Source organism: Burkholderia reimsis (assembly GCF_003294055.1).
In the GTDB taxonomy this organism is placed as follows: Bacteria; Pseudomonadota; Gammaproteobacteria; order Burkholderiales; family Burkholderiaceae; genus Burkholderia; species Burkholderia cepacia.
Genome location: NZ_QMFZ01000012.1, coordinates 130991 through 154539, shown reverse-complemented (window position 1 = coordinate 154539; position 23549 = coordinate 130991). Strand labels below are relative to the sequence as shown.

At 66.2% G+C, this 23549-nt stretch carries 20 protein-coding genes; 6 read left to right on the top strand and 14 right to left on the bottom strand.

All coding sequences use genetic code 11. From position 1 onward, the window contains the following. Positions 1-378 precede the first annotated feature (378 nt). From DPV79_RS16465 to DPV79_RS16450, 4 genes are all read left to right on the top strand, one after another. The gene (locus tag DPV79_RS16465; RefSeq protein WP_060376527.1) at positions 379-1368 is read left to right on the top strand and encodes an RDD family protein; all 990 of its coding nucleotides are present in this window, start codon (positions 379-381) and stop codon (positions 1366-1368) included. Between the two features lie 223 nt (positions 1369-1591). Then, positions 1592-1804, top strand: a complete 213-nt coding sequence (locus tag DPV79_RS16460; RefSeq protein WP_034195981.1) for a hypothetical protein — start codon at positions 1592-1594, stop codon at positions 1802-1804. Positions 1805-1964: 160 nt separating this feature from the next. After that, on the top strand, positions 1965-2774 hold the full coding sequence (gene blaOXA / locus DPV79_RS16455; protein ID WP_113045933.1) for an OXA-1043 family class D beta-lactamase: 810 nt from the start codon (positions 1965-1967) through the stop codon (positions 2772-2774). Then, a complete protein-coding gene (locus DPV79_RS16450) occupies positions 2771-3910 on the top strand; it encodes an acyltransferase family protein (RefSeq protein WP_059553729.1) in 1140 nt (379 codons plus the stop codon). Before blaOXA ends, DPV79_RS16450 begins: the two co-directional genes overlap by 4 nt. A 172-nt stretch (positions 3911-4082) precedes the next feature. Here the strand turns inward: DPV79_RS16450 and DPV79_RS16445 are convergent, their stop codons facing one another. The 6 genes from DPV79_RS16445 to DPV79_RS16420 form a co-directional block, all read right to left on the bottom strand. Then, positions 4083-4826, bottom strand: coding sequence for a hypothetical protein (locus tag DPV79_RS16445; protein ID WP_021160539.1), 744 nt, complete (start codon positions 4824-4826; stop codon positions 4083-4085). Positions 4827-4859: 33 nt separating this feature from the next. After that, positions 4860-6251 (bottom strand): alkaline phosphatase, encoded by a 1392-nt coding sequence (locus tag DPV79_RS16440; RefSeq protein ID WP_059553733.1) that lies wholly within the window; start codon positions 6249-6251, stop codon positions 4860-4862. Positions 6252-6283: 32 nt separating this feature from the next. Then, on the bottom strand, positions 6284-7723 hold the full coding sequence (locus DPV79_RS16435; RefSeq protein ID WP_113045932.1) for an alkaline phosphatase: 1440 nt from the start codon (positions 7721-7723) through the stop codon (positions 6284-6286). 147 nt (positions 7724-7870) lie between these two features. Further along, positions 7871-8461 (bottom strand): class I SAM-dependent methyltransferase, encoded by a 591-nt coding sequence (locus tag DPV79_RS16430; RefSeq protein ID WP_113045931.1) that lies wholly within the window; start codon positions 8459-8461, stop codon positions 7871-7873. A 243-nt stretch (positions 8462-8704) separates the two neighbouring features. Further along, the gene (gene poxB, locus DPV79_RS16425; protein WP_113045960.1) at positions 8705-10426 is read right to left on the bottom strand and encodes a ubiquinone-dependent pyruvate dehydrogenase; all 1722 of its coding nucleotides are present in this window, start codon (positions 10424-10426) and stop codon (positions 8705-8707) included. Between the two features lie 257 nt (positions 10427-10683). Beyond that, positions 10684-11211, bottom strand: a complete 528-nt coding sequence (locus DPV79_RS16420) for an Lrp/AsnC family transcriptional regulator (RefSeq protein ID WP_113045930.1) — start codon at positions 11209-11211, stop codon at positions 10684-10686. 163 nt (positions 11212-11374) lie between these two features. Between DPV79_RS16420 and mdeB the strand changes: the two genes are divergently transcribed. Then, positions 11375-14107 carry an alpha-ketoglutarate dehydrogenase gene (mdeB, locus tag DPV79_RS16415; RefSeq protein WP_113045929.1) on the top strand — a complete coding sequence of 911 codons (2733 nt, stop codon included), beginning with the start codon at positions 11375-11377 and terminating at the stop codon, positions 14105-14107. Positions 14108-14221: 114 nt separating this feature from the next. Here the strand turns inward: mdeB and DPV79_RS16410 are convergent, their stop codons facing one another. Continuing rightward, a complete protein-coding gene (locus DPV79_RS16410; RefSeq protein WP_113045928.1) occupies positions 14222-14722 on the bottom strand; it encodes an Lrp/AsnC family transcriptional regulator in 501 nt (166 codons plus the stop codon). Positions 14723-14920: 198 nt separating this feature from the next. Here DPV79_RS16410 and DPV79_RS16405 point away from each other — a divergent pair, with 198 nt between their 5' ends. Then, positions 14921-15937 (top strand): 1-aminocyclopropane-1-carboxylate deaminase, encoded by a 1017-nt coding sequence (locus tag DPV79_RS16405; protein WP_059652529.1) that lies wholly within the window; start codon positions 14921-14923, stop codon positions 15935-15937. Positions 15938-16018: 81 nt separating this feature from the next. Here the strand turns inward: DPV79_RS16405 and DPV79_RS16400 are convergent, their stop codons facing one another. Genes DPV79_RS16400 through wecB form a run of 7 tightly spaced genes read right to left on the bottom strand, consistent with a single transcriptional unit; the run spans position 16019 to position 23549 of the window. Continuing rightward, positions 16019-16789, bottom strand: coding sequence for a heparin lyase I family protein (locus DPV79_RS16400; protein ID WP_165843525.1), 771 nt, complete (start codon positions 16787-16789; stop codon positions 16019-16021). Then, positions 16779-17486 carry a WecB/TagA/CpsF family glycosyltransferase gene (locus DPV79_RS16395; RefSeq protein WP_279636566.1) on the bottom strand — a complete coding sequence of 236 codons (708 nt, stop codon included), beginning with the start codon at positions 17484-17486 and terminating at the stop codon, positions 16779-16781. Before DPV79_RS16395 ends, DPV79_RS16400 begins: the two co-directional genes overlap by 11 nt. 43 nt (positions 17487-17529) lie before the next feature. Beyond that, positions 17530-18555: a glycosyltransferase family 4 protein gene (locus tag DPV79_RS16390; protein WP_059652535.1), complete on the bottom strand. Its 1026-nt coding sequence runs from the start codon at positions 18553-18555 to the stop codon at positions 17530-17532. A gap of 10 nt (positions 18556-18565) precedes the next feature. Further along, positions 18566-19801 (bottom strand): hypothetical protein, encoded by a 1236-nt coding sequence (locus DPV79_RS42675; RefSeq protein WP_165843524.1) that lies wholly within the window; start codon positions 19799-19801, stop codon positions 18566-18568. Further along, positions 19798-21081, bottom strand: a complete 1284-nt coding sequence (locus DPV79_RS16380; protein ID WP_113045925.1) for a hypothetical protein — start codon at positions 21079-21081, stop codon at positions 19798-19800. Before DPV79_RS16380 ends, DPV79_RS42675 begins: the two co-directional genes overlap by 4 nt. A gap of 15 nt (positions 21082-21096) precedes the next feature. Beyond that, positions 21097-22341, bottom strand: coding sequence for a UDP-N-acetyl-D-mannosamine dehydrogenase (gene wecC / locus DPV79_RS16375; protein ID WP_113045924.1), 1245 nt, complete (start codon positions 22339-22341; stop codon positions 21097-21099). 29 nt (positions 22342-22370) lie between these two features. Beyond that, positions 22371-23549, bottom strand: a complete 1179-nt coding sequence (gene wecB / locus DPV79_RS16370) for a non-hydrolyzing UDP-N-acetylglucosamine 2-epimerase (protein WP_059652547.1) — start codon at positions 23547-23549, stop codon at positions 22371-22373.

Genomic DNA, 23549 nt, shown 5'->3' with positions numbered 1-23549 from the left:
GTGCGAAAGCGGCCATCGCGTCAGACCGGACCCGCGCGTTCGACGGCCGCACGAAAATCCACGAAAATCGCTTCCGGCCTTTCATGTCCGCTGGTGCCCGTCTCGGTCCTGCGCCCGCGCCGATACGTTCGCAGGGGCGCGGTATCCGTCCGACAGCGCACGCTTCGCCACGTTCGGGTCGCTCACCGATGAGCCCCGCGCGGAATGAAGGGCGTTCGCGGTGGCGCATTGCTCACAATAGTTTGCAATTCCGCGTCAAGCCGGTCGATATGATCTGCCTGTCACCGTCGGGGCAACATCGGCATCAACCATCCCGCGGCCGCGAACTGCAACGAGCCCGAACGGCTCGACGACCACAACGCATCGGGGGCGACGACAATGGAGCGCAATGAAAACCAACAATCGCACGGCGCCGCAGGCTTCTGGCGACGAACCGCCGCCTTTTCGATCGATTCATTCATTCTCGGACTGATCGGGCTGGCAATCGCGATCCTGTTCTTCGATGCCCTTTCGACGATCGGCGATTGGGGAAGGCTGATCGGCTTCCTGATCGGTTCCATTTACTTTGGCCTGCTCGAAGGCGGAAATCGGCACCAGTCGTTCGGCAAGCGGCTAATGAATATCCGTGTTGCCGATAGCGCCGCGCCCGGCGCATCCGGTCCCGGGTACTGTCGCGCCTGGGCACGGTACGCGCTGATCGCCGTTCCGCTGATACTCGGCGGCATCGGCTTTATCGACCTGCCCGCGCTTCACGATCCGGGCATGCAATGGCTCGCCACCGCAAACAGCGCAATCATGTTCTTCTGGGGCATGGCATTGCTGTATCTGCTCGTTTTCAACAGGCCGAGCCGCCAATCCATACAAGATCTGCTCACCGCCAGCAGGGTCGTGCGTGTCGCGGTGCCCGTCGAGGATACCGCTCCGGTTGGCCGGAGGCACTGGGCAATCCTGGCCGGCGTTGCCGTGCTTCTGTTCGTCGGCAGTCGTTTTGCGGTAACGCGGCTGATCGATGACGATCGCATGGACGACGTCCGTCAGATCCAGCGCGCGACATCCACCGTTCCGGGCGTGATCCAGAGCGGCGTCTGGATCGGCAACATGCGTGCGGTCGGCCCGGCTGGCCAGACGTCGAAAGCGGTCGCCACTATCACCGTGCTCTCGAGCACGCCGACGCTGCTGAACAAGGCCGGGGCGACCGCGGTTGCACACGCAGCGCTTTCCGCATCGACCTGGCTGCGGCAGCAGGATCTCGTCAACGTGGTGAGCGTCCGCGCGGTCAATCTTGGCATAGCGACGTGGCGTAACCAGTTTTTCATGGGTCGCTCGCCGGCCGACTGGGCCGCAACCGCCAGCAACGGGGTGACGTGATGAAGCCGGCGTGACCGCATCCAGCTCGATTGCGCCATGCCCGTCCGCAGGACGAAAGCAGGCGGGCGCGAAGCGGGAGCGACGGTGCCAACGCCAGCGCACGCGGCCAGTGATTGCGGCGATCGCAAGCCCATGCGGGGCAATCGTCGGGAGCCGACAAGCCGTATCATGGCGCCAGTTGAACATGATTGAACGCACATCCACACACAACGGAACATCCTGAATGAGTGACATCGGCATCGACCTGCCGATCTGGGTCATCCCGGTCCTTTACGGCGCCATCTACTGGCCGGCGACGCTCTTTTTCGGATCCCTCTGCCTGTATGTCGGCGTGACTCGCCTGCGCGGCATCGGTCGTATTGCCTTCATCGTCATCGCGCTCCCGCTCATCGCCGTTGCGTGCCTCGGGATCTATTACGCCCTTGCCGGATATTGAGCAACGGCGCATTGCCCCGCGACTGCTCGATATCCGCGGATATCCGGGTTCGATCGTGTCATCCCGTGTCATGAAGCGCCTGCCGCCCGTCAATCGTGACAGGTCGACAGCCGGCGATCCGTCGATACACTGTGTGCCGCCCCATCCGAAGGAGTGTCACTTGAAGCACTGGCGCCGCGCGCTGTTCACCCTCGTCGCCGGCCTTCTGGCCAGCGCGACTTCCCATGCCCACCCGGTGTGCACCGTCGTCGCCGACGCCGCCACCGGCCAGATGCTCGTGCAGCAAGGCGACTGCGCGACCCGCGTCACGCCCGCGTCGACGTTCAAGGTCGCCATCAGCCTGATGGGCTTCGATGCGGGCGTCCTGACGGACGCTCACACACCGACGCTCGAGTTCCACACCGGCTACCCCGACTGGGGCGGCGCGCCGTGGCGCGAGCCGACCGATCCGGCGCGCTGGATGAAGCTGTCGGTGTTCTGGTACTCGCAGCAGGTCACCCAGGCGCTCGGGCAGGCGCGCTTCCAGCAATACACGAGCGCATTCGGCTACGGCAACGCGGACGCGACCAGCCCGCAGGGCGAACTGAACGGCGTGATGGGCGCCTGGGTCAATTCATCGCTGCGCATCTCGCCGCTCGAACAGGTCGGCTTCATGCGCAAGATCGCAAACCGGACACTGCCCGTCAGCGCGCACGCGTACGACATGACCGAGCGCATCACGCTGATCGACACGCGGCCCGGCGGCTGGATCGTGCACGGCAAGACGGGCACCGGGTCGCCGGGGCGCAAGTACGATGCGTCGCATGCCTACGGCTGGTTCGTCGGCTGGGCGGCCAAAGGGCCGCGCACGCTCGCGTTCGCGTACCTGATACAGGACGACGAACGGCAGACGCCGAACGCCGGCCTGCGCGCGCGCGACACGTTCCTGGCGACGCTGCCCGCCCTCGCCGAACCGGGCAGGCCGCAATGAGCGCCGGCCCGCGCAACGCGCGGATCGACCTGCTGCGCGGGATGTCGATCGTGCTCGTCCTGCTGCATCACTTCAACATCCCCTACTCGCTGCGCGAGACGTCGCTCGCGCGCGTATTCGGCTGGGAAACGGTGCATGCGGTGGTGCGCAACGGCAACTACGGCGTGACGATGTTCTTCGCGATCTCGGGCTACCTGATCACGTCGAATGCGCGGCACCGCTGGGGCAACCTCGGCGCGGTCGACGTGCGCGCGTTCTACGTGTCGCGCGTCGCGCGCATCGTCCCGTGCCTGCTCCTGCTGCTCGCGCTCGTCAACGGCCTCGCGGCGGCCGGCGTGCCGATCTTCCGGAACCACGCGCCGGAGGGCATCGCCGTGTCGTTCTGGCTCGTGAATCTCGCGTCGCTGACGTTCTGGATGAACGTGCTGATCGGCGCATACGGGTGGGTCAACTACGCGCTCGGCGTGCTGTGGTCGCTGTCTGTCGAAGAGGTGTTCTACCTGTCGTTTCCGCTGTTGTGCATCGCGCTGCGCCGCGACGCGCGGCTGGTCGCGTTCTGGGTGGTTATCGCCGCGATCGGGCCCGTGTACCGCTTCACGCATGCCGGCGACGAAGGCGGGTTCCTCTATGCGTACTTCGCGTCGTTCGACGGGATCGCGATCGGCTGCTGCACCGCGTTGCTGGCCGAGCGCAAACGCTGGCAGCGACTCGCCGCGCCGCTCGTGCAGGGGCTCGTCGCGGCGGCGATGGCCGCGCTGTATCTGGCCTGGCCGATCGCGGAAAGCCACGTCGCCGGCGTCACCGCGATGGCGCTCGGCACGGCCGTGCTGCTGATCGGCGCGCACGTCAACGGCACGCGCGCGCCGGGCCGCCTGCTCGCGCCGTTGCGCCGGGCCGGCACGCTGAGCTACGAGCTGTACCTGTTTCACCTGATCGTGCTCGGCGGGCTGCGCACGTTCTGGCCGCCGTCGGCCACGCATGGCGACACCCGGCTGCTGTTGCTGATCGCGTATCTGGCGTTGTCGGCGGTGCTGAGCGCGGCGATCGCGCGCGGCTATGCGACACCGCTCGACCGCTTCATCAAGCGGGTCGCGTCGCGGCCGTCAACGCGCGTGCCGGACGGTGCGCGGTTCTAGCGGATCGTCGGCCGCCCCTGCCGGGTGACACGACTTCGGGAAGAGAAAAAAGCGGCCAGCGCCCGGCCGTATCGCGATGGCGATACCGGCCGGCCTGACCGCAAACCCCGCGTACGCATCGCACGATCGACCGAAGCCGTCGGGTAATCGGTAGCGTGTGGCCGCCCGCCGGTCAATCCAGATAGTCGGCGTATTCCTTGCGCGCGTAGCGGGCGAGCGTCGTCCACGGCGGCGGCTCGCGCCGCGCGGCCGGCGCCGGTGTCAACGTCAGCTTGCGCACGACGCGGCCATCGGCACTCCGGTATTCGACCGACAGCGGCGCCTGCAGCGTCTCGCTCCACAGGATCCGGTTCACGCCGCGCGCGCCGGGCGTATCGACCGCCTGCTCGTACCAGAGGGTGCCGGGCGCGTCGCCGCGCTTCGCGACCGCGAGCCGCTTCAGCTGCGACGGCGGCGTGACGTAATACGCGTTGTCCCACGAGCCGTCGAAACCCGTGGTTTCGTACTCGGCCGGCGGCACGCTGACGACCGTCCGGTTCGCCGCATCGACGTACTCGATGCGGGCCGTCTTGCCGTCGTAAGTCACATGCCGTGCAGCCGCCTGGAAGTTGAAATGCCTGTGGCCAGCGTGGGCGGCCGCCGGTTGCACGCCGGCGCGGCGGCCCGGGCCCGCATCGTGGTCATGATCGTGATCGTCACCCTGCCCGCCGCCGGCCGACGCGGCGGGCAGCACGCGTTCGACCCACACGTGCCCGTCGCGCCGCACCATCCGTTCGCGATACAGCGTCGTGCGCGTCACGCCGTCTGCCGTCACCGTGCGGCTCTCGTGCAGCAGCACGGCGTCGAGATCGGCCGCTGCACAAGCCGGCAGCGCAATCATCCCGCCGGCGAGCGCACAGAAGATCTGGCGTTTCATCGCGCGTTCCTGTTCATCGTCCCATCACCCGCCTCAGAAACCGAACGCCGAGCGCACGAGACCGAACACCTTCGTGTTGTCGATCGTGCCCTTGAACGCCTTCGCATCGGCACCGTCGGCGAACAGCATCACGTCGCCGCCGCCGTGCGTCTCCGAACCCGCGCTGCCCATCCGCACGCCCACTTCCTGCAGATACGCATCGTTCGTCGCGGTGGCCGAATCGACCGACGCGCGCACGTTCGGCCGGTTCGCGCCGTTGCCGAACACCAGCGTCGTGTAGGTATTGCCGTCGGCGTCCTTGCTCGGCTGGCCGTCGCGATAGTTGCGGCTGATGTCGAGAATCGGGTTGCCGCGCTTCGAATAACCGTTGATCGTCATCGTGTGGTCGTGGTCGGCCGTCACGACGATCAGCGTGTTCGACAGGTCGACCTTCGACAGCGCGACGCGGATCGCTTCGTCGAATGCCGCCGTGTCCTCGAGCGCGCGCTTCGCGTTGGTGCCGTGCAGCGCGTGATCGATCCGGCCGCCTTCGACCATCAGGAAATAGCCGTTCGAATTCTTCGACAGCACGTCGATCGCCTTCGACGTCATCTCGGCAAGGCTCGGCTGCGACGGCCCTTCGCCCTTGCCCGCGACGCGATCCAGTTCGTATTCGAGATGGCTCGTCGAACTGAACAGGCCGACCAGCTTGCCGTTGCCGGCCTGCGCGAGCTGATCCTTCGTCGCGACGACCGTGTAGCCCTTCGCCTTCATCTCGTTGAGCAGGTTGCGCCCGTCCGCGCGGCCGCGCTTGTTGGCCACCGGATCGAACGGCGTCCAGTGGTTGCGGCCGCCGCCCATCAGCACGTCGACGCCGTCGCCGAGCGCCGCGTTGTAGCCCGCGCCGCCCGGCGCCGCCTGCGCGGCGATATCGTATTGCGCGTCGCGATGGCAGATGTGCGAATAGGTCGCGGCGGGTGTTGCGTGCGTGAGCTCGGTCGTCGTGATCGCGCCGACCGCCTTGCCGCGCGCCTTCGCCAGTTCCAGCAGCGTCGCGACCGGCTGGCCGTTGCCCGGCGCGCAGTTGTTGACCGTCTTGTTGCCGTTCGCGTCGTTGCCCGGCGCAACCGCGCGCGTGTCGGACGACATCGACAGCACTTCGTTGTTCATCTTCACGCCGGTCATGTACGCGGCCATCGACGGCGCGCTGTCGGTCGTCTGCGCGTCGTTCGAGAAGGTCTTGATGCGCGCGGTGCGCGCCAGCTTCTCCATCGTCAGTTGTCCCGACTCACCGACCTTGTAGATCCGGCTCGCCGTCACGGTCGTCGGCCCCATGCCGTCGCCGAGAAAGAAAATCACGTTCTTCGCCTGGCCGGCGGCCTGCGCCGCGCCGCATGCGAAACCCGCGACGGCCAGCGCCGCCGCGATGCACTTGATGGTCGACATCCTGTATTCCCCTGTACCCGTATGGTCGGCGCTCACAGCTGCACCGCGTTGCGCACCAGCTCGAAGACCTTGTTGTTCTCGATCACGCCGTGGAACGCATCCGCGCCGCGGCCGATCGCGCCGAGGAACACATCCGTTCCGCCGTGCGTCTCGTTACCCTTGTCCATTCGCACGACCGCCTCCTGGCGATAGTCGTCGGCGCCCGTCACCGCGTCGGTGAGTGCGGTGCCCGCGCGGCTGCCCTGCACGCGGTTCTCGCCGTTGCCGAAGCCGATGATCGTGTACGGCGCGCCGTCCGCGTCCTTCGCGACCGCGCCCGTCTGGTAGTTGCGCAGCACGCCCAGCACGCCGGCCTTGCCCGCTTCGGTCTTGCCGGTGCGCGCCGCATAACCGTTCAGCACCAGCGTGTGGTCGTGGTCGGCCGTGACGACGATCAGCGTGTTCTTCAGGTCGGGATCGGTCTTGCGCACCTTGTCGAGCGTGGCCTTGATCGCGTTGTCGAACGCGACCGTGTCCTGCAGCGCGCGCTTCGCATTGGTGTCGTGCAGCGCGTGGTCGATCCGGCCGCCTTCGACCATCAGGAAATAACCGTTCGGGTTCTTTTGCAGCACGTCGAGCGCGCGCGTCGCCATGTCGGTGAGGCTCGGCTCCTTCGTCGCGCCGCGATCGAGGTCGTAGCTCATGTGGCTCGACGAGAACAGGCCGACCAGCTTGCCGCTCTTCGTCGCATCGGCCGCCAGCAGGTCGTCGCGGTTCTGCGCGAACGCGTAGCCCTTCGCCTTCAGTTCGTTGACGAGGTTGCGCCCGTCGGTGCGCTTGCCGCCGCCGTCCTTCGGCACGAAGAACTGCGTGCCGCCGCCGAGCACGACGTCGACGCCGTCGCCGAGCGCACCGTTGTAGCCCGCGCCGCCCGGCACGAGCTGCGCCGCGATGTCGTTCTCGGCGTCGCGATGGCACACGTGCGCGTAGGTCGCGGCGGGCGTGGCGTGCGTGACGCGCGTGGTCGTCACGACACCGGTGGCCATGCCCTTCGCCTTCGCGATCTCGAGCAGCGTCGTCGCCGATTTGCCGTTGTTCGCGCCGCAATTGCCGGTCAGGCTCGCGCTCGGCTCGATCGCCTTCGTGTCGGGCGACATCGAGATCACTTCGTTGTTGGTCTTCACGCCGGTCATGTACGCCGACATCGACGGCGCGCTGTCCGTCACCTGCGCATCGTTCGAATAGGTCTTCACGAACGCGGTTTCCGGCAGCGTATCGATCGTGAGCGCGCCGTCTTCACCGACACCGTAGATGCGTGCGGCCGTCAGCGTCGTCATCCCCATGCCGTCGCCGAGGAAGAAGATCACGTTGCGCGCGGCCGTCTGAACGGGCGGCTGGGGGGGCGACGTGCTGGTCGGGCCGTCATCGCTGCCGCATCCGGCGAGCGCAAGGGCGCCCGCGCACAGCAGCGCCGCCGTTTTGATTCGATTCATGGTGCCGGTTCTCCCCGCCGTTGATGCTTTCGAAATGAAAGGCGATGGTAGGAACCCGATGTGACGGCAATGTGAATGGAAACTGGAAGGTGCCGAATGAATTATGAAAGGCGACGGCGAGGCGCCACCGCTGCGCGTGCTGCGGCGTCATTCCGCGTGTTCGGCGGCGATGTTGCGCACGGTCACGATGCGCGCAGGCGGAATGTTCGCCCAGACGATCCGGCTGCCGCAGGCGACAAATGCCGGATCGCCCAGCGGATGCCGCCCGGGCGGCCGCAGGTCATATGTGAACTGGATCATCACGCCGTCGGCGGACAGCACGCGATGGCACTGGCCGACGATCGCCGTCACGTCCTGGCGCGGCAGCGTGCGCAGCGGCAGGCACGACACGATCGCGTCGACGCGCGCGTCGGGCGGCAGCAGGCGTCCGAGCTGCCGCGCGTCGCCCGACACGATCGAGATGCCCGGAAAACGTCGTCGCAGATGCTGGACGAACGCCGGCGAACGCTCGACCACGACGAGCCGCCGTGGCGCGACGCCGCGTTCGAGCAAGGCCGCGGTGATCGCGCCGGTGCCGCCGCCGAGCTCGACGACCAGCCCGTCGCCGTCCGGCACCGCATCGGCCATCACGCGCGCCAGCTGCCGCGAACTCGGGCACAACGCGCCCACCGCGGCCGGACGGCCGACCCACTCGCGCACGAACAGCGCCGAGACACGCCACGCATTCGGCCACATCACAGGCAGCCCTCGAACGATTGCGCCGCCGGCAACGACGCGTCAAAGACTTCATGGAACAGGGCTACGGCGACACGGGGCTTTGGCATGCGCATCCTCCTGGACGAATCGGTCCGTCGCAGGAAGCGCGACGATCAAATCGATTCTAGGAAACGCAAACTTAAGGCGACGTGAAGATTGACCCTGATTCCCCCGATCAATTCGTACCGGATCAACGGCCGACGCCCGCCCCGTGCGCGGCCCGTCTCACCGCAGGTTGGTTCTCGCCAGCTCGACGATCTCGTCGCCGCGCCCGCTGAGGATCGCGCGCAGCATGAACAGGCTGAAGCCCTTCGCATGCGCGAGCTCGATCTTCGGCGGCATCGCGAGCTCGTACTTCGACGTGACGACGTCGACGACGGCCGGCCCGTCATGCGCGAACGCCGTGCGCAGCGCTTCCTCGACGTTCTCCGAGTGCTCGACCCGCACGCTGAAGATGCCCGCGCCCTTCGCGATCGCCGCGAAATCGGTCGGGCTCAGGTCGACGTTCGTATCCAGATAGCCGGCCGCCTTCAGCTCCATCGACACGAAGCCGAGCAGGCTGTTGTTGTACACGACGATCTTGACCGGCAGCTTGAGCTGGCGTGCGGTGAGCAGGTCGCCGAGCAGCATCGACAGCCCGCCGTCGCCGGACAGCGACACCACCTGCCGCCCCGGATGCGCGCCCTGCGCGCCGAGCGCCTGCGGCATCGCATTCGCCATCGAGCCGTGATTGAACGAACCGTGCAGTTGCCGCTTGCCGTTCATCGTCAGGTAGCGCGCGGCCCACAGCGTCGGCGTGCCGACGTCGGCCGTGAAGATCGCGTCCTCCGCCGCGACTTCGTCGACGATCTTCGTCAGGTATTGCGGATGAATCGCGCGGCCCGGCGGCTCGGCCACCGCGAGATCGTCGAGCCCCTTGCGCGCGGCCGCGTAGTGCTTCAGCGCATTCTCGAGGAAACGCCGCTGCGTCTTGCGCGTCAGGCGCGGCAGCAGCGCCGCGATCGTTTCCTTCACGGTGCCGACGAGGCCGAGCGCGAGCGGCGCGCGATGGCCGAGCTGCGAGCCTTTCCAGTCGATCTGCGCGATCTTCGCGTTCGACGGATAGAACGGCCGGTACGGGAAATCCGTGCCGAGCATCAGCAGCGTGTCGCACGATTCCATCGCGTGATAGCCCGAGCTGAAGCCGATCAGCCCCGTCATCCCGACGTCGAACGGGTTGTCCCATTCGACGAACTGCTTGCCGCGCAGCGCATGCACGACCGGCGCGCCGAGCGTGTCGGCCAGCGCGACCACCTCGTCGTGCGCGCCCTGCGTGCCGCTGCCGCACAGCAGCGTGACCGCGTCGGACGCGTTGAGCAGCGCCGCGAGCCGATCGAGATCGGCGTCGGCCGGCAGGATCGACGGCGGCGCCGATTCGCTCCATGCCGGCGCTTCGTCCGAGCCGTCGCCCAGCGCGATGTCGCCCGGCAGCACGATCACCGCGACGCCGCGTTCGTCGATCGCGGTGCGCATCGCGCGCGCGAGCACGCGCGGGAACTGCGATGCGTTCGTCACGAGTTCGGCGAAATGGCTGCACTCGCGGAACAGCTCCTGCGGATGCGTTTCCTGGAAGTAGCCGAGGCCGATCTCGGTCGACGGGATGTGCGCGGCGATCGCGAGCACCGGCTGATGATTGCGGTGGCAGTCGTAGAGGCCGTTGATCAGGTGCAGGTTGCCGGGGCCGCAACTGCCCGCGCACACCGCGAGCCGCCCGGTCGACGCGGCATCCGCGCCGGCCGCGAACGCGGCGCTTTCCTCGTGCCGCGTATGCATCCAGCGGATCGAGCCGATCTGGCTCAAGCTGAACGACAGGCCGTTCAGGCTGTCGCCCGTCACGCCCCAGATACGCTCGACGCCCGCTGCCGCCAGCGTCTTCGCCAGGTATTCCGCCATCGTCTGTCTAGCCATCATGCCCTCGCTCGTTGATCGGTCGTCACACGATTGAAGCGGCAACGGCGGCCGCCGTTGCCGCTGACGGGACGAGCATACGCGATCGTGCCGCGCGGCGTCGTGACGATGCAAGCGCCCTGCGCGCCGTCGCGGCAGCGATCCGTCGTGCCGCACGCGGCCCCTTTCGACGGCGTCGGGCAATCGTCGGCGCTTTGTCATGGTTCCGACTGCAGCCGGCAGCCGAAAGGCGGGCAGGCGCGCCTGCGACGCCCCGCTCAGCTCCAGTCGGATGCCGCTTCGTCCGGATCGACGAGCGTCAGTCCGGACACCGGCAACGGCAGCGCGGTCTTGTAGCGCACCTGCTTCAGCGCGAAGCTCGACCGGATGTTCGATACGCCGGGGATCGTCGTCAGGCGCTCGATGATGAAACGCTCGAGCGTGCGCATGTCGGGCATCACGACGCGCAGCAGGTAGTCGGCGTCGCCCGACATCAGGTAGCACTCCATCACCTCGGGCCGCTGCGAAATCGCTTCCTCGAAGCGCTGCAGCGCGTCCTCGACCTGCTTCTCGAGGCTGACCTGGATGAACACGTTGATCCGCAGCCCGAGCGGCTCGGGGTCGAGCAGCGTGACCTGCTGCCGGAACAGCCCGAGCTTCTCCAGCGCGCGCACGCGGTTGAAGCACGGCGTGGCCGACAGGTTCACCGCACGCGCGAGTTCCGCGTTCGTGATCCGCGCGTTCTGCTGCAGCTGGTTCAGGATGCCGATGTCGATGCGGTCGAGCCGCCGCGGGTTTGAACTCATGGTCTAAATATTCCGGAAGAGTGGCCACAACCGGAATATTTACACTATCGGCGCACGAAATCTCAATGAAATCAGACGCATATTTTGCGGATCGGCGGGTAGCATGATCCGACCGATTGCCACTGATGCGCGCCGCTCCCAACCGGCGCGCGGGAGACCTGCGATGACGGACCTGTCGAACGGTATCGACGCCACGCGGCGCGCGGGCGGCGCTCACAACGACACCGACCCTGAAGAAACCGCCGAATGGCTGGAGGCGCTCGACGCCGTCGTCGCGCACGTCGGCAAGGAGCGCGCCCAGTACCTGCTCGGCCGGCTCGCCGCGCATGCGCACACCCGCGGGCTCGCGGCGCCGCGCGGCCCGGTCACGCCGTACGTGAACACGATCGCCGCGCACGAGCAGCCGCCCTATCCGGGCGACGCCGATCTCGAGGAACGGCTGTCCGCCGCGCTGCGCTGGAACGCACTGGCGATGGTCGTGCGCGCGAACCGTGCGTACGGCGAGCTCGGCGGCCACATCGCGAGCTACGCGTCGGCATCCGACCTGTTCGAAGTCGGCTTCAACCACTTCTTCCGCGCGGCGCCGGCCGGCGCGGGCGATGAAAGCGGCCCTGGCGGCGATCTCGTGTACTTCCAGCCGCATTCGTCGCCGGGCGTCTATGCACGTGCGTATCTCGAAGGTTTTCTCGGCGAGGATCACCTCACGCACTATCGCCGTGAAATCACCGGGCCCGGGCTGTGCTCGTATCCGCACCCGTGGCTGATGCCCGATTTCTGGCAGTTCCCGACCGGCTCGATGGGCATCGGCCCGATCAACGCGATCTACCAGGCGCGCTTCATGCGCTACCTGCAGCATCGCGGCCTCGCGAACACCGCGGGCCGCACCGTGTGGGGCTTCTTCGGCGACGGCGAGATGGACGAACCCGAATCGCTCGGCGCGCTGTCGCTCGCCGCGCGCGAGGGGCTCGACAACCTCGTGTTCGTGATCAACTGCAACCTGCAGCGGCTCGACGGCCCGGTGCGCGGCAACGGCCGCGTGATCGACGAACTCGAGGCGCAATTCGCGGGTGCCGGCTGGAACACGATCAAGGTGCTGTGGGGCTCCGACTGGGATCCGCTGTTCGCGCGCGATCACGCCGGCGCACTCGCACGCGCATTCGCCCATACCGTCGACGGGCAGTTCCAGACCTTCTCCGCGAACGACGGCGCATACAACCGCGCGCGCTTCTTCAGCCAGGCCCCCGCGCTCGAAGCGCTCGCCGCGCAGCTCACCGACGCGGAGATCGACCGCCTGCGCCGCGGCGGCCACGACGCGCGCAAGCTGCACGCCGCGTATGCGCGCGCGCTCGCGCACCGCGGCCAGCCGACGGTGATCCTCGCGAAAACGATGAAGGGATACGGGATGGGTGCGGCCGGCCAGGGCCGGATGACGACCCATCAGCAGAAGAAGCTCGACGTCGACGATCTGAAAGCGTTTCGCGACCGCTTCCGGTTGCCGCTGTCGGACAGCGACGTCGAGCAGTTGATGTTTTACAAGCCAGCGGAAGACAGCCCGGAAATGCGTTACCTGCATGCCCGCCGGGCTGCCCTGGGAGGCTATCTGCCCAGAAGGCGGATGGCGGCATCGAAGGGGCTGACCGTCCCTTCGATGCCGGCCTGGGGTGCGTTCGCGCTGGATGCGGCCGGCCGCGAGATGTCGACGACGATGGCGCTCGTGCGCATGCTTGCCGCGCTGATCAAGGATCGCGAGCTCGGCCAGCGCGTCGTGCCGATCGTCGCCGACGAAGCGCGCACGTTCGGCATGGCGAGCCTGTTCCGGCAGGTCGGCATCTACTCGCCGCTCGGCCAGCGCTACGAGCCGGAGGATCTCGGCTCGATGCTCTATTACCGCGAGGACACGCGCGGCCAGATTCTCGAGGAAGGCATTTCGGAAGCGGGTGCGATCTCGTCGTGGATCGCCGCCGCGACGTCGTACAGCGTGCACGACCTGCCGATGCTGCCGTTCTACATCTACTACTCGATGTTCGGCTTCCAGCGCATCGGCGACCTGATCTGGGCCGCCGCCGACCAGCGCGCGCGCGGCTTCCTCGTCGGCGCGACGTCCGGGCGCACGACGCTCGGCGGCGAAGGGTTGCAGCACCAGGACGGCAGCAGCCACCTCGCCGCGTCGACGATTCCGAACTGCCGCGCATACGATCCCGCGTTCGCGTACGAAGTCGCGACGATCGTCGATGCCGGCATGCGCGAGATGGTCGAGCAGCAGCGCGACGTGTTCTATTACGTGACGGTGACGAACGAGAACTACGCGCAGCCTTCGCTGCCCGGCGGCGATGCGCAAGCCTTGCGCGAAGGAATCCTGAACGGGATGTATCCGCTGGCGGCGGAATCGCATGCGACGGCGCGGGTGCAGTTGCTCGGCGCGGGCGCGATCCTCGGCGAAGTCATCGCCGCGCAACGCATGCTGAAGGAAGACTGGGGCATCGATGCGGCCGTGTGGAGCGTCACGAGCTTCACCGAACTGCAGCGCGACGGGATGGAGGCCGAGCGTCGCGCGCGGCTCGACGACGACCACCCGCACGCCACGCCGTATGTCACCGGCGCGCTCGCCGCGACGCGCGGGCCCGTGATCGCCGCGACCGACTATGTGCGCGCGGTGCCCGAACTGATCCGCGCGTACGTGCCGCGCCGCTACGTGACGCTGGGTACCGACGGATTCGGCCGCAGCGACACGCGCGACGCGCTGCGCGCGTTCTTCGAGGTCGATCGTGCAAGCATCGTGCTCGCGGCGCTGAAAGCGCTGGCGGACGAGCACGAGATCGCCCCGGACATCGTGCGGGCCGCGCGCGAACGCTACCGGCACGACACATCGCCGGATACACCACCCTGGCAACGCTGACGCAAAAACGCCGCGCGACCTGCGCGGCGTTTTCGCATGGATCGGCCGTTGCACGTCGTGACCACCGACGGTCATTGACGCCTCGCGCTCCACACCACCCGCCGCCGAACCACACTACACCGGCAACGCGTGCGTCGACAGAATCTCCTTGAGCACCATGAACGAGCGCACCTGCCGCACGCCCGGCAGATAGATCAGCTGCTCCGCATGCAGCCGGTTGAAGCTCTCGTTGTCGCGCGTGCGCACCAGCATGAAGTAGTCGAACTCGCCGGTCACGACGTGGCATTCGACGCATCCCGACACCTTCTGCGCGGCCTTCTCGAACGCGGCGAACGCCTCCGGGGTCGACCGGTCGAGCACGAAGCCGATCACGACGAGCATGCCGGCCCCGAGCGGCTTCGGGTCGAGCAGCGCGACGATCCCGCGAATCATCCCCATCTCCTTGAGCCGCTCGACGCGCCGCAGGCACGCCGGCGCGCTCAGCTTCACCTTCGCGGCGAGGCTCACGTTCGAGATCGACGCGTCCTGCTGAAGCTGCCTGAGGATCGCGCGATCGATGCGGTCGAGCGCGGGCGCCGCATCGGCCGGCGCCGCGGCATGTCCACTTAATTTCATTGCGTCACTCTCCAATTCTTCGATCCGCAATTGCTTATACATCGCCTTATTCATTATCAACGTAGGCCAATGGCATTTATTTCGCAAGCTCATTTCGTACGTACTTGCCTATCATTTTTCCATCGGGAGGCCGCGTGCCGGCGCTTGCCGAAACTGCGCCTTCCCGTACCCACCCCGCCTTTCCGGAGACCCGAGTCGATGAACCTGCAACGTTTCCCCCGTTATCCGCTGACGTTCGGCCCGACCCCGATCCAGCCGCTCAAGCGCCTGAGTGCGCACCTCGGCGGCAAGGTCGAGCTGTATGCGAAACGCGAGGACTGCAACAGCGGCCTCGCGTTCGGCGGCAACAAGACCCGCAAGCTCGAATACCTGATCCCCGACGCGCTCGCGCAGGGCGCCGACACGCTCGTATCGATCGGCGGCGTCCAGTCGAACCAGACGCGCCAGGTCGCGGCCGTCGCCGCGCATCTCGGGATGAAATGCGTGCTCGTGCAGGAGCACTGGGTCAACTACGACGACCCCGTGTACGACCGGGTCGGCAACATCCAGCTGTCGCGCATGATGGGCGCCGACGTGCGGCTCGTGGCGGACGGTTTCGACATCGGCATTCGCCGCAGTTGGGAAGAGGCGATGGAAAGCGTGCGGCAGGCGGGCGGCAAGCCGTATCCGGTGCCGGCCGGCTGCTCCGAGCATCCGCTCGGCGGGCTCGGCTTCGTGGGCTTCGCAGAAGAAGTGCGTGCGCAGGAAGCGCAACTCGGTTTCAAGTTCGACTACATCGTCGTGTGCTCGGTGACGGGCAGCACGCAGGCGGGGATGGTGGTCGGCTTCGCGGCCGACGGGCGCGCGGACCGCGTGATCGGCATCGACGCGTCGGCGACCCCGGAAAAGACCCATGCGCAGATCACGCGCATCGCGCGGCATACCGCTGAAATCGTCGAGCTCGGGCGCCGCATCGACGAACAGGACGTCGTGCTCGACACGCGTTATGCCGGCCCGGAATACGGCCTGCCGAACGACGGCACGCTGGAAGCGATCCGGCTGTGCGCGCGGCTCGAAGGCGTGCTGACCGATCCCGTCTATGAAGGGAAATCGATGCACGGGATGATCGACAAGGTGCGCAACGGAGAATTCGAGCCGGGGTCGAAGGTGCTGTATGCGCATCTCGGCGGGGTGCCGGCGTTGAGTGCGTATGCGGAGATTTTCCGGCAGGGGTGATATTGGCAGGGCGGAGGTACAGCGCGCACCAGCGTCACGCCTCCGCCGAACCGGCACGGCATCCACCTGGTTCGGCTCCGCTCATCGGGCCGTCTCGCCCAGTGCCTTCATCTCGATGTCGCCGTAATACATCGTTCGTTCGGTCACATCGGACGGGCGGGTCTTCCACCACCATTTGTAGAGGCCGAGCTTGAAGTAAGCGTCGCGATCGTTCGGATACGCGTTCGGTACGCCCGTAACATGCACGACGCGTTCGCCGTTCCGGAAAACATCGGTCAGCGCGTCGACGCCTCGATCGTCCGGTCGATACCGCAGCACCCAGCAAACCCGTTTCCCACGATCCGCCGACGGGTCGCCGAACGCAATGGATCGGCTCGGCATGCCCGGCGCGGCGCGCACGTCGACTTCATACCTCCCGTTATTCAACAGCAACGCAAACGGCGGTGATCCGTTGCTGCCCCACTGATGCAACTGCGCGATGAGTTCCGGCTGTCTGGAATCGAACCGGTAGTCGGCGGGAATGACCGTGGACCAGCGCACCTCGTAGTCGCCACCGTTGACGAAGCGAAACACCGACGAGAAGCTGATCTCGGAACGTGGCGTGCCGCTCGCCACGCTGCTGAAGTCCTGCCAGCGGTTCATCGTTACCCTCAACAGCGTGCCGTCAATACCGACAACTTCGGCGGTAGTGATGTTCTGCGCCACCGGCTCCTGCAAACGAAGCCGCGAATCAATGCCGCGCACCCAGTCCGACCGATAAACGCGCGCCTCGTCATGCTTGCCGCCGTCCGGGCCCGCATGGCAACCCGGTGCCACTAGCACGCATGCGGCAACGAAGAACCTATCGCGCATTCTGCTCCCCGGTTCGCCGGAACAACCGCGACACATAGGCGCGCGTCAGCATCACCAGGAAGCGGCTGTTGGTCGACAGATAGCGTTTCCACATCCGCCCCGGCTCCTGGATCACGCGAAATGCCCACTCCAGCCCACTGCGCTGCATCCATAGCGGCGCCCGCCTCACTTTCCCCGCCACCACGTCGAACGTCCCGCCCACGCCCATCACGAAATCGACGCCCAATTGCGATTTCCAGCGATTGATGAAGTTTTCCTTGCGCGGCGACGTGATCGCGACGAACAGCAACCGCGCGCCTGACCGACGAATGCAGTCCACGACCGCCTGTTCATCGTCCCAGAAATAGCCATGGTGATATCCGGCGACCGGCAGCCGTGGATAGCGTGCCGCCGTCACCGCTACAACCCGTTCGACGACCTCCGGCGTGGCGCCGAGCAGATAGACCGGCAGCCCTTTCGCTTCGGCCAGCGCCAACAGCCGATCGAACAGATCCACGCCCGCCACGCGCTCCGGCACCGGGATGCCGAGCAGCCGCGCGCCCCAGACAACGCCCATGCCGTCCACGTTGACGATGTCGCATTCGCGGACCGACGCGGCGAGTTCCGCATCGCGCTGAAGCTTGACGATCTTCGCGACGTTGACGACGACGTGCTGCGTGAATTGCCGCTTCTCGACTCTCGCGCCGATCCAGTCCACCGTATCGTTCATCGACATCAGATGGATCGGGCACGAAAAGATTTCAGCGCGGTTCATTGCAAGCCTCGCCGTCGTTCTTTTTGACGTCCGGAATATCGTCGGCAAATCGCGACAACCGGTGCAGCGACGCGTAGAGTTCCTTCAACTTCGCCGAAACATCGGCGGAGAAGCAACCGAGCGCCGCAAGCTTCTCGCGCCCGTTGGATCGCGCGCCAGCCTTCAACACGTCGGCAAGCTCGTTCGTGAGACGGCCCGCGTCGTTGTCGAACACCACCATGCCCGGCGACACGCCGTCGAGCAGTTGCCGCACGTTGCCGACATCGACCGATACGACCGGCAGATTGAGTGCCATCGCTTCCTTGACCGATTGTGGCGATCCTTCGCGGGTCGACGTCATCAGCAGGCACGCGGCACGCGCCAGCAGGTCGCGCACCTCGCTGCGATCGAGACCGTCGATATGCCGCTCCTGCACCGGGATGCCGTGCTGTTCCGCAAGCTGCCGCAGTACCAGCGCAAACAGCGGATAATTCTTCTCCGGCCGCTTCAGCGACGACGGAAAGACAACGATCGGCACGGCGGATTTCATGAGCGCATCGTCGCGATGTTCGGCGAAGACCGCTTCATCGACAGCGCACGGAATCGTCACGCAACGGCGGCGCGGCCGGATCAGACGCGATGAAATTTCCGCGCTCACGCCGATGCACGCATGCGCGAAGCAAGCCATAGATTTCGACACCGCGCGCATCCAGAGCGGGCCCAGGATGTCCGTGCCGTGGAACGTGATAACAACCCGCGCTTTCGTGAACAGCCGGACCAGCGGTGCGGAACACGCGCTCAGGCCGAAGTGGTAATGCACGACGTCGTACCGGCCCGCACGAGCGGTCTTCCAGACCTGCCAGATCGAGCGCACGTATTCACGCTTGCCGCGATACCCCTCGACGACGAGCACATCGACCGTGCAGCCGCCGGAACGCCGCAGCGCCTCGACCTGCTCGGTGACGAACACGCCTTGCCAGGGGCTCGCGCGGTTGCTGCCGAGATACATGTTCGTGACGACAAGAATTTTCATGAGCGAACCTTCACCGCGCCACGCGATGTACCGGGCCGACGCGCGGTCGCCCCCACGAGAATGCATACATTGCCAGCAGCGCGGAAAATACGTAAGACGGTGACACGAATGCCATCGAGAAGATGTTGTCGAAGCAGAATGCCCCGACGATATAGAACCAGACGGCCAGCTTGCATCGCCCTTGTCCGTACCCCAGCACGAACACCAGCCACGCGAGCGCGCCGAACGCACCCATCTCGACGAACAGGTGCGGGTAGAACGTGTCGGTGGTCTTCAACAGCCCGCTTAGCCCGTACCAGTCGAAGTGATAGAGCTGATAGAGCGGCGACGAGAATTTCACCGATGCCGGACCACCGAAGCTGCCCAGCCCTTCGCCGAGCAGATTGCCGTTGCGGATCGACTCGAACATCACGCGATAGGATTCAGCGCGTGCCGAATTTCCCGCGACGACGTAGAACAGGATCTTCGCCATGCCGACCTTCAACAGTGAATCCAGTACGCCCATTGCCATTAGCACGAGCATCATGCCCGCGATGCCGGCAGCAGCCAGCCACGCGCGCACATCCCTGACGTTCCTCACGAACGGATAGAGCGCCAGCGCTGCGAACAGCTTGAACGAGAAGCCGAGCAACGCGAAGAACAGGAACCCCCACGACGCAATCGCTGCGCGAGGGCCAGACCAGTACCATCGGCACAGCAGAAATGCGCAGAGATTGATGAAGCTGAACTCCGAAAAGAACCCCATCCACCCCTGCGCACGCAAGAACAATCCCGAATCGATCCTCACCGGCATGAACAGCGGCAGCCCGGTCGCATACGACACGTAGAAATACAGCTGAAACAGGTCGTTGCTCACGACCACGCCGATGAACGTCTTGACCAGCACGTCGAGCCGGTCGCGATACGGGAAGATCGCCACCGTGATCGCGATCGGAAAGAGGAAACGGACGAGCTCCTCGATCCCGGCGTGGAAGTTGAACGACAGAAGCATCCCGATGCAGAGCGAAACGACGATGGGGAGCGCGAGAACGGCCAGCCGGTGAAAGCGCGGACGCAGCAGGATCGCTGCGAACACGAGGCCGAACGCGCTCATCTTGACGATCTGCGAACGATCGTCGTCGAGCGTAAGCAGCGTGTCGCTGACGCAAAAGACGAAGTAGGCAAGCGCCAGCAGGCCGGCGCCCAGATCGGATACGCGCGATCGACGATGCGGCACGATCGCCGGAAATCGGGCCACGGCGCTCATGGACACGCTCCCGACGACGCCGGCATCGCCGTCATGCCGGCGCCGTCCGCCGCACGGATCGATTCCGAATAGGCGGCACACACGCGCCGCGCATGCATCATGACGATCGAATTCCGGATCAGCGTGACAACAACGCCTGACGCCAGCATGCAGAAGAACCCGGCTTCACCACCGATCGCGACGCTGCCGCCGAGAAACACGGCGAACAGCGAAGACGTGCCGATGTTGATCCGCGCGGTTACCGCGCTCCGTTCGAATGCCATCATCACGTTGCTGCCGACGATACCGAGCACGCCTGCCGCGCACTGGATCGCGAGCAGCACGCCGCCCGCGAGCAGCGCATACGCATCGATGCCGTCGGGTCCGTTCCGATACGTCAGCCCCGCCACAATCGCAAGGTTCACGACGAGCACGCACAGATTCGACAGGTCGATCGTGCGCCGCATCGCGCCCAGCGTCGCGTCGAGCGACGCGTTGTTCTTCTTCCGCTGTACCAGGGTCGGCAATTGCGCGATCGAAATCGCGCGCGGCAGCAGGTTGCCGATCGCGGTGACCGAAGAAAACAACGACAGCATCCCCGCGAACGATGCGCCGCACATCGCCTTCGCCGCCGGCACGATCACCAGCACGATGCCGCCGGACAGGAAATTGGTCAACCCGAACTGCAGCCCCTTCGCGTCGATGCGCATCGAGAACACGTGACGCTCGGGCACGCCGATCGCGGCGAACATCGCGACAGCCGATACGATCAGTGCAACGGCTAGGCACGGGGCCGACGCATAGCCATGGCGCGCGCCGACCCACAGCATCGCGCACGAGCCCGCGATCAGCAGGCAGTCGAACGCAATCGTGATCCGGTAGCAACGGTACGACACGAAAAAATGCCGCGCGAGCTGATACGCGCTCCAACCCCACAGCAACGCGATCACGCCGCCGAGATCGAACGCCACGAGACCTGTCGCAGACACCAGCACGCAGGCGAGCGTGGCGGCCGCGGCAGTCCAGGCCGCCATCGACACCAGCGAATAGAACGCATTGCGCGCCGCCCGCTTCCCGTCGGCCGCCGGTACGCGCACCAGAATCAGCGTCGCCCAGCCGATGGCCGTGAAAAAGCCGATCATCTGCGCGATCGACAGGCTGGACGCGGCGTGCCCCAGTTCGTCCAGGGAATAGATTCGCTGGACGACCCAGAACGTCAGTACGCGATACAGGCCGGGCGCACCGGTACAGACAAGCGCCTCGAGACGGCCCAGCAGCTTTTTGACGTCGATGTCCCGCATGATCTCGCCCGTCCGTTACCCGCGCACCAGCACGCCGCGCGTGTCGATCACGACCTTGGTCTGCAACCGCACCGGGTCCATGCGCCGGAACGGCGCGTGATCGACGAGAATCACGACCACGTCAGCTTCGGCGAGCGCCGCGTTCAGATCGCACAGCCGGGCCTTCGCGTCGAGCGACGCCGGCAACACGGCGATGTTGGGCTCGACGACCAGGAGCGTCGCGCCGGTGCTCTCCGCCAGCGCTGCGACGATCTCCATCGCCGGACTCTCGCGCAGATCGTCAATATCTGCCTTGAACGCCAGCCCGAGACACGCGATCACCGGCTCCCGGAACCGGCTCGCCGCCTGCCGCACGCGCTCGTGGACGAAATGCGGTTTGTCGTCGTTCACGTTGCGCGCGGTGCGGATCAAACGCGCGTGCTCCGGCGCGGAATCGACAATGAACCACGGATCGACCGCGATGCAGTGGCCGCCTACGCCCGGGCCCGGCTGCAGCACGCTGACGCGCGGATGACGGTTTGCCAGCCGGATCAATTCCCATACGTTGATGTCCAGTTGGTCGCAAATCACCGACAGTTCGTTCGCGAACGCGATATTCACGTCGCGGAATGCATTCTCGGTCAGCTTGCACATTTCGGCGGTGCGCGCATCGGTCAGGATGCATTCGCCGCGCACGAACACCTCGTACAGTTCCTGCGCACGCGTGCCGCATTTGCGCGTCATCCCGCCGATCACGCGGTCGTTCTCCACGAGTTCGCGCACGACATGGCCCGGTAGCACGCGTTCGGGACAGTGCGCGATGCGGATGTCCGAGCGCTCGCCGGCCTGTTGCGGAAATGTCAGATCCGGGCGATGCGCCGCGAGCCATGCGGCGACTTTTTCGGTTGCGCCGACCGGCGAAGTCGACTCCAGCACCACAAGGTCGCCCTTCTTCAGCACCGGCGCGATCGACCCGCATGCGGCCTCGATATAGCTCAGGTCCGGCTTGTTGCCGTCCGAAAACGGCGTCGGCACCGCGATCAGGAACGCATCGGCCGGCTCGGGCGTGGTCGTCGCGCGCAGGTAACCTTGCGTCACGGCGGCATGCACGAGCATGTCCAGTTCCGGTTCGACGATATGGATCTCGCCGCGATTGATCGTGTCGACCGCGTGCTGCGACACGTCGACGCCGATCACGCCTTTACGGCGCGCGGCGAAGGCCGCCGCGGTAGGCAGGCCGATATAACCCAGCCCGATAACGGAAACGGTTTCGAATGACATGAATGAGGTTTCTCCAAACGTCGTGGAATTCAGCAATGCGGGCTGACCAGGTATGCCGGCCCCTGCGTCAGGATGCGCGGCGAGACCAGCAGGTCCGCAATCCGCTCGCTCGCACGGCCGTCGCCATACGGGTTGTGCGCGCGACTCATCGCGCGATAGGCGCGGCCGTCTTCCCACAGCTCAACCACCGCGCCGACCAGCCGCTCGACCTCGGTGCCGACCAGCCGCACCGTGCCGGCCGCGACGGCTTCCGGCCGCTCGGTGGTGTCGCGCATCACGAGCACCGGTTTGCCGAGCGACGGTGCCTCTTCCTGGATTCCGCCGGAATCGGTCAGGATCAGCCACGCGCGGCTCATCAGATAGACGAACGGCAAGTACTCCTGCGGCTCGATCAGCACGACGTTACCGATGTCACCGAGCAGCCGCGTGACGGGTTCGCGCACGTTCGGATTCAGGTGCATCGGGTAGACGATGCGGCACTCCGGATAGCGCTTCGCGATAGTCGCGATCGCTTCGCACATCTGCTCGAACCCGCGGCCGAAGTTCTCGCGGCGATGGCCGGTCACGAGGATCATGCGCCGCTCGTCGTCGACGAACGGGAACTGCTCGCGCATCTGCTGCACCAACGCGCGGTCGCGCTCGAGACGCTTGGTGATCGACAGCAACGCGTCAATCACGGTGTTGCCGGTCACGTGCACGCGGTCGGCTTCGACACCTTCGGCCAGCAGGTTGGCCCGTGAAGTTTCGGTGGGCGCGAAGTGATGCAGCGCGAGCGCGCCCGTCACCTTCCGGTTCGCCTCTTCCGGCCACGGCGAATACAGGTTGCCGGTGCGCAGCCCGGCTTCCACGTGCCCCACCGAAATGCGCCGGTAGTATGCCGCGAGCGTCGCGCCGAGCGTCGTGGTCGTATCGCCGTGCACGAGCACCAGATCTGGCCGGAACGATTCCAGCACCGGGTCGAGCGCATTGAGGATGTGTCCGGTCAGGCTGCCGAGCGTCTGCCCGGCGCGCATCAGGTCGAGATCGAAATCCGGCACGATGCCGAACAGGTCGAGCACCTGGTCGAGCATCTGGCGATGCTGAGCCGTCACGCAGACGCCGCAGTGCACGCCTTTGCGGGCTCGCAACGCGTGGACGAGCGGCGCCATCTTGATGGCTTCCGGGCGGGTGCCGAACGTAACGAGAATGTTTTCGTGGTGATGGGTCAT

What these genes read in the sequence shown, in the direction of transcription:
- DPV79_RS16405 (WP_059652529.1), top strand. Translation starts at nt 14,921, where the DNA reads ATGAACCTGCAACGTTTCCCCCGTTATCCGCTGACGTTCGGCCCGACC.
- mdeB (WP_113045929.1), top strand. Translation starts at nt 11,375, where the DNA reads ATGACGGACCTGTCGAACGGTATCGACGCCACGCGGCGCGCGGGCGGC.
- DPV79_RS16380 (WP_113045925.1), bottom strand. Translation starts at nt 21,081, where the DNA reads ATGCGGGACATCGACGTCAAAAAGCTGCTGGGCCGTCTCGAGGCGCTT.
- poxB (WP_113045960.1), bottom strand. Translation starts at nt 10,426, where the DNA reads ATGGCTAGACAGACGATGGCGGAATACCTGGCGAAGACGCTGGCGGCA.
- DPV79_RS16440 (WP_059553733.1), bottom strand. Translation starts at nt 6,251, where the DNA reads ATGTCGACCATCAAGTGCATCGCGGCGGCGCTGGCCGTCGCGGGTTTC.
- wecB (WP_059652547.1), bottom strand. Translation starts at nt 23,549, where the DNA reads ATGACCCATCACCACGAAAACATTCTCGTTACGTTCGGCACCCGCCCG.
- DPV79_RS16390 (WP_059652535.1), bottom strand. Translation starts at nt 18,555, where the DNA reads ATGAAAATTCTTGTCGTCACGAACATGTATCTCGGCAGCAACCGCGCG.
- DPV79_RS16410 (WP_113045928.1), bottom strand. Translation starts at nt 14,722, where the DNA reads ATGAAATTAAGTGGACATGCCGCGGCGCCGGCCGATGCGGCGCCCGCG.
- DPV79_RS42675 (WP_165843524.1), bottom strand. Translation starts at nt 19,801, where the DNA reads ATGAGCGCCGTGGCCCGATTTCCGGCGATCGTGCCGCATCGTCGATCG.
- DPV79_RS16400 (WP_165843525.1), bottom strand. Translation starts at nt 16,789, where the DNA reads ATGCGCGATAGGTTCTTCGTTGCCGCATGCGTGCTAGTGGCACCGGGT.
- DPV79_RS16460 (WP_034195981.1), top strand. Translation starts at nt 1,592, where the DNA reads ATGAGTGACATCGGCATCGACCTGCCGATCTGGGTCATCCCGGTCCTT.
- DPV79_RS16465 (WP_060376527.1), top strand. Translation starts at nt 379, where the DNA reads ATGGAGCGCAATGAAAACCAACAATCGCACGGCGCCGCAGGCTTCTGG.
- DPV79_RS16450 (WP_059553729.1), top strand. Translation starts at nt 2,771, where the DNA reads ATGAGCGCCGGCCCGCGCAACGCGCGGATCGACCTGCTGCGCGGGATG.
- DPV79_RS16420 (WP_113045930.1), bottom strand. Translation starts at nt 11,211, where the DNA reads ATGAGTTCAAACCCGCGGCGGCTCGACCGCATCGACATCGGCATCCTG.
- DPV79_RS16435 (WP_113045932.1), bottom strand. Translation starts at nt 7,723, where the DNA reads ATGAATCGAATCAAAACGGCGGCGCTGCTGTGCGCGGGCGCCCTTGCG.
- DPV79_RS16445 (WP_021160539.1), bottom strand. Translation starts at nt 4,826, where the DNA reads ATGAAACGCCAGATCTTCTGTGCGCTCGCCGGCGGGATGATTGCGCTG.
- wecC (WP_113045924.1), bottom strand. Translation starts at nt 22,341, where the DNA reads ATGTCATTCGAAACCGTTTCCGTTATCGGGCTGGGTTATATCGGCCTG.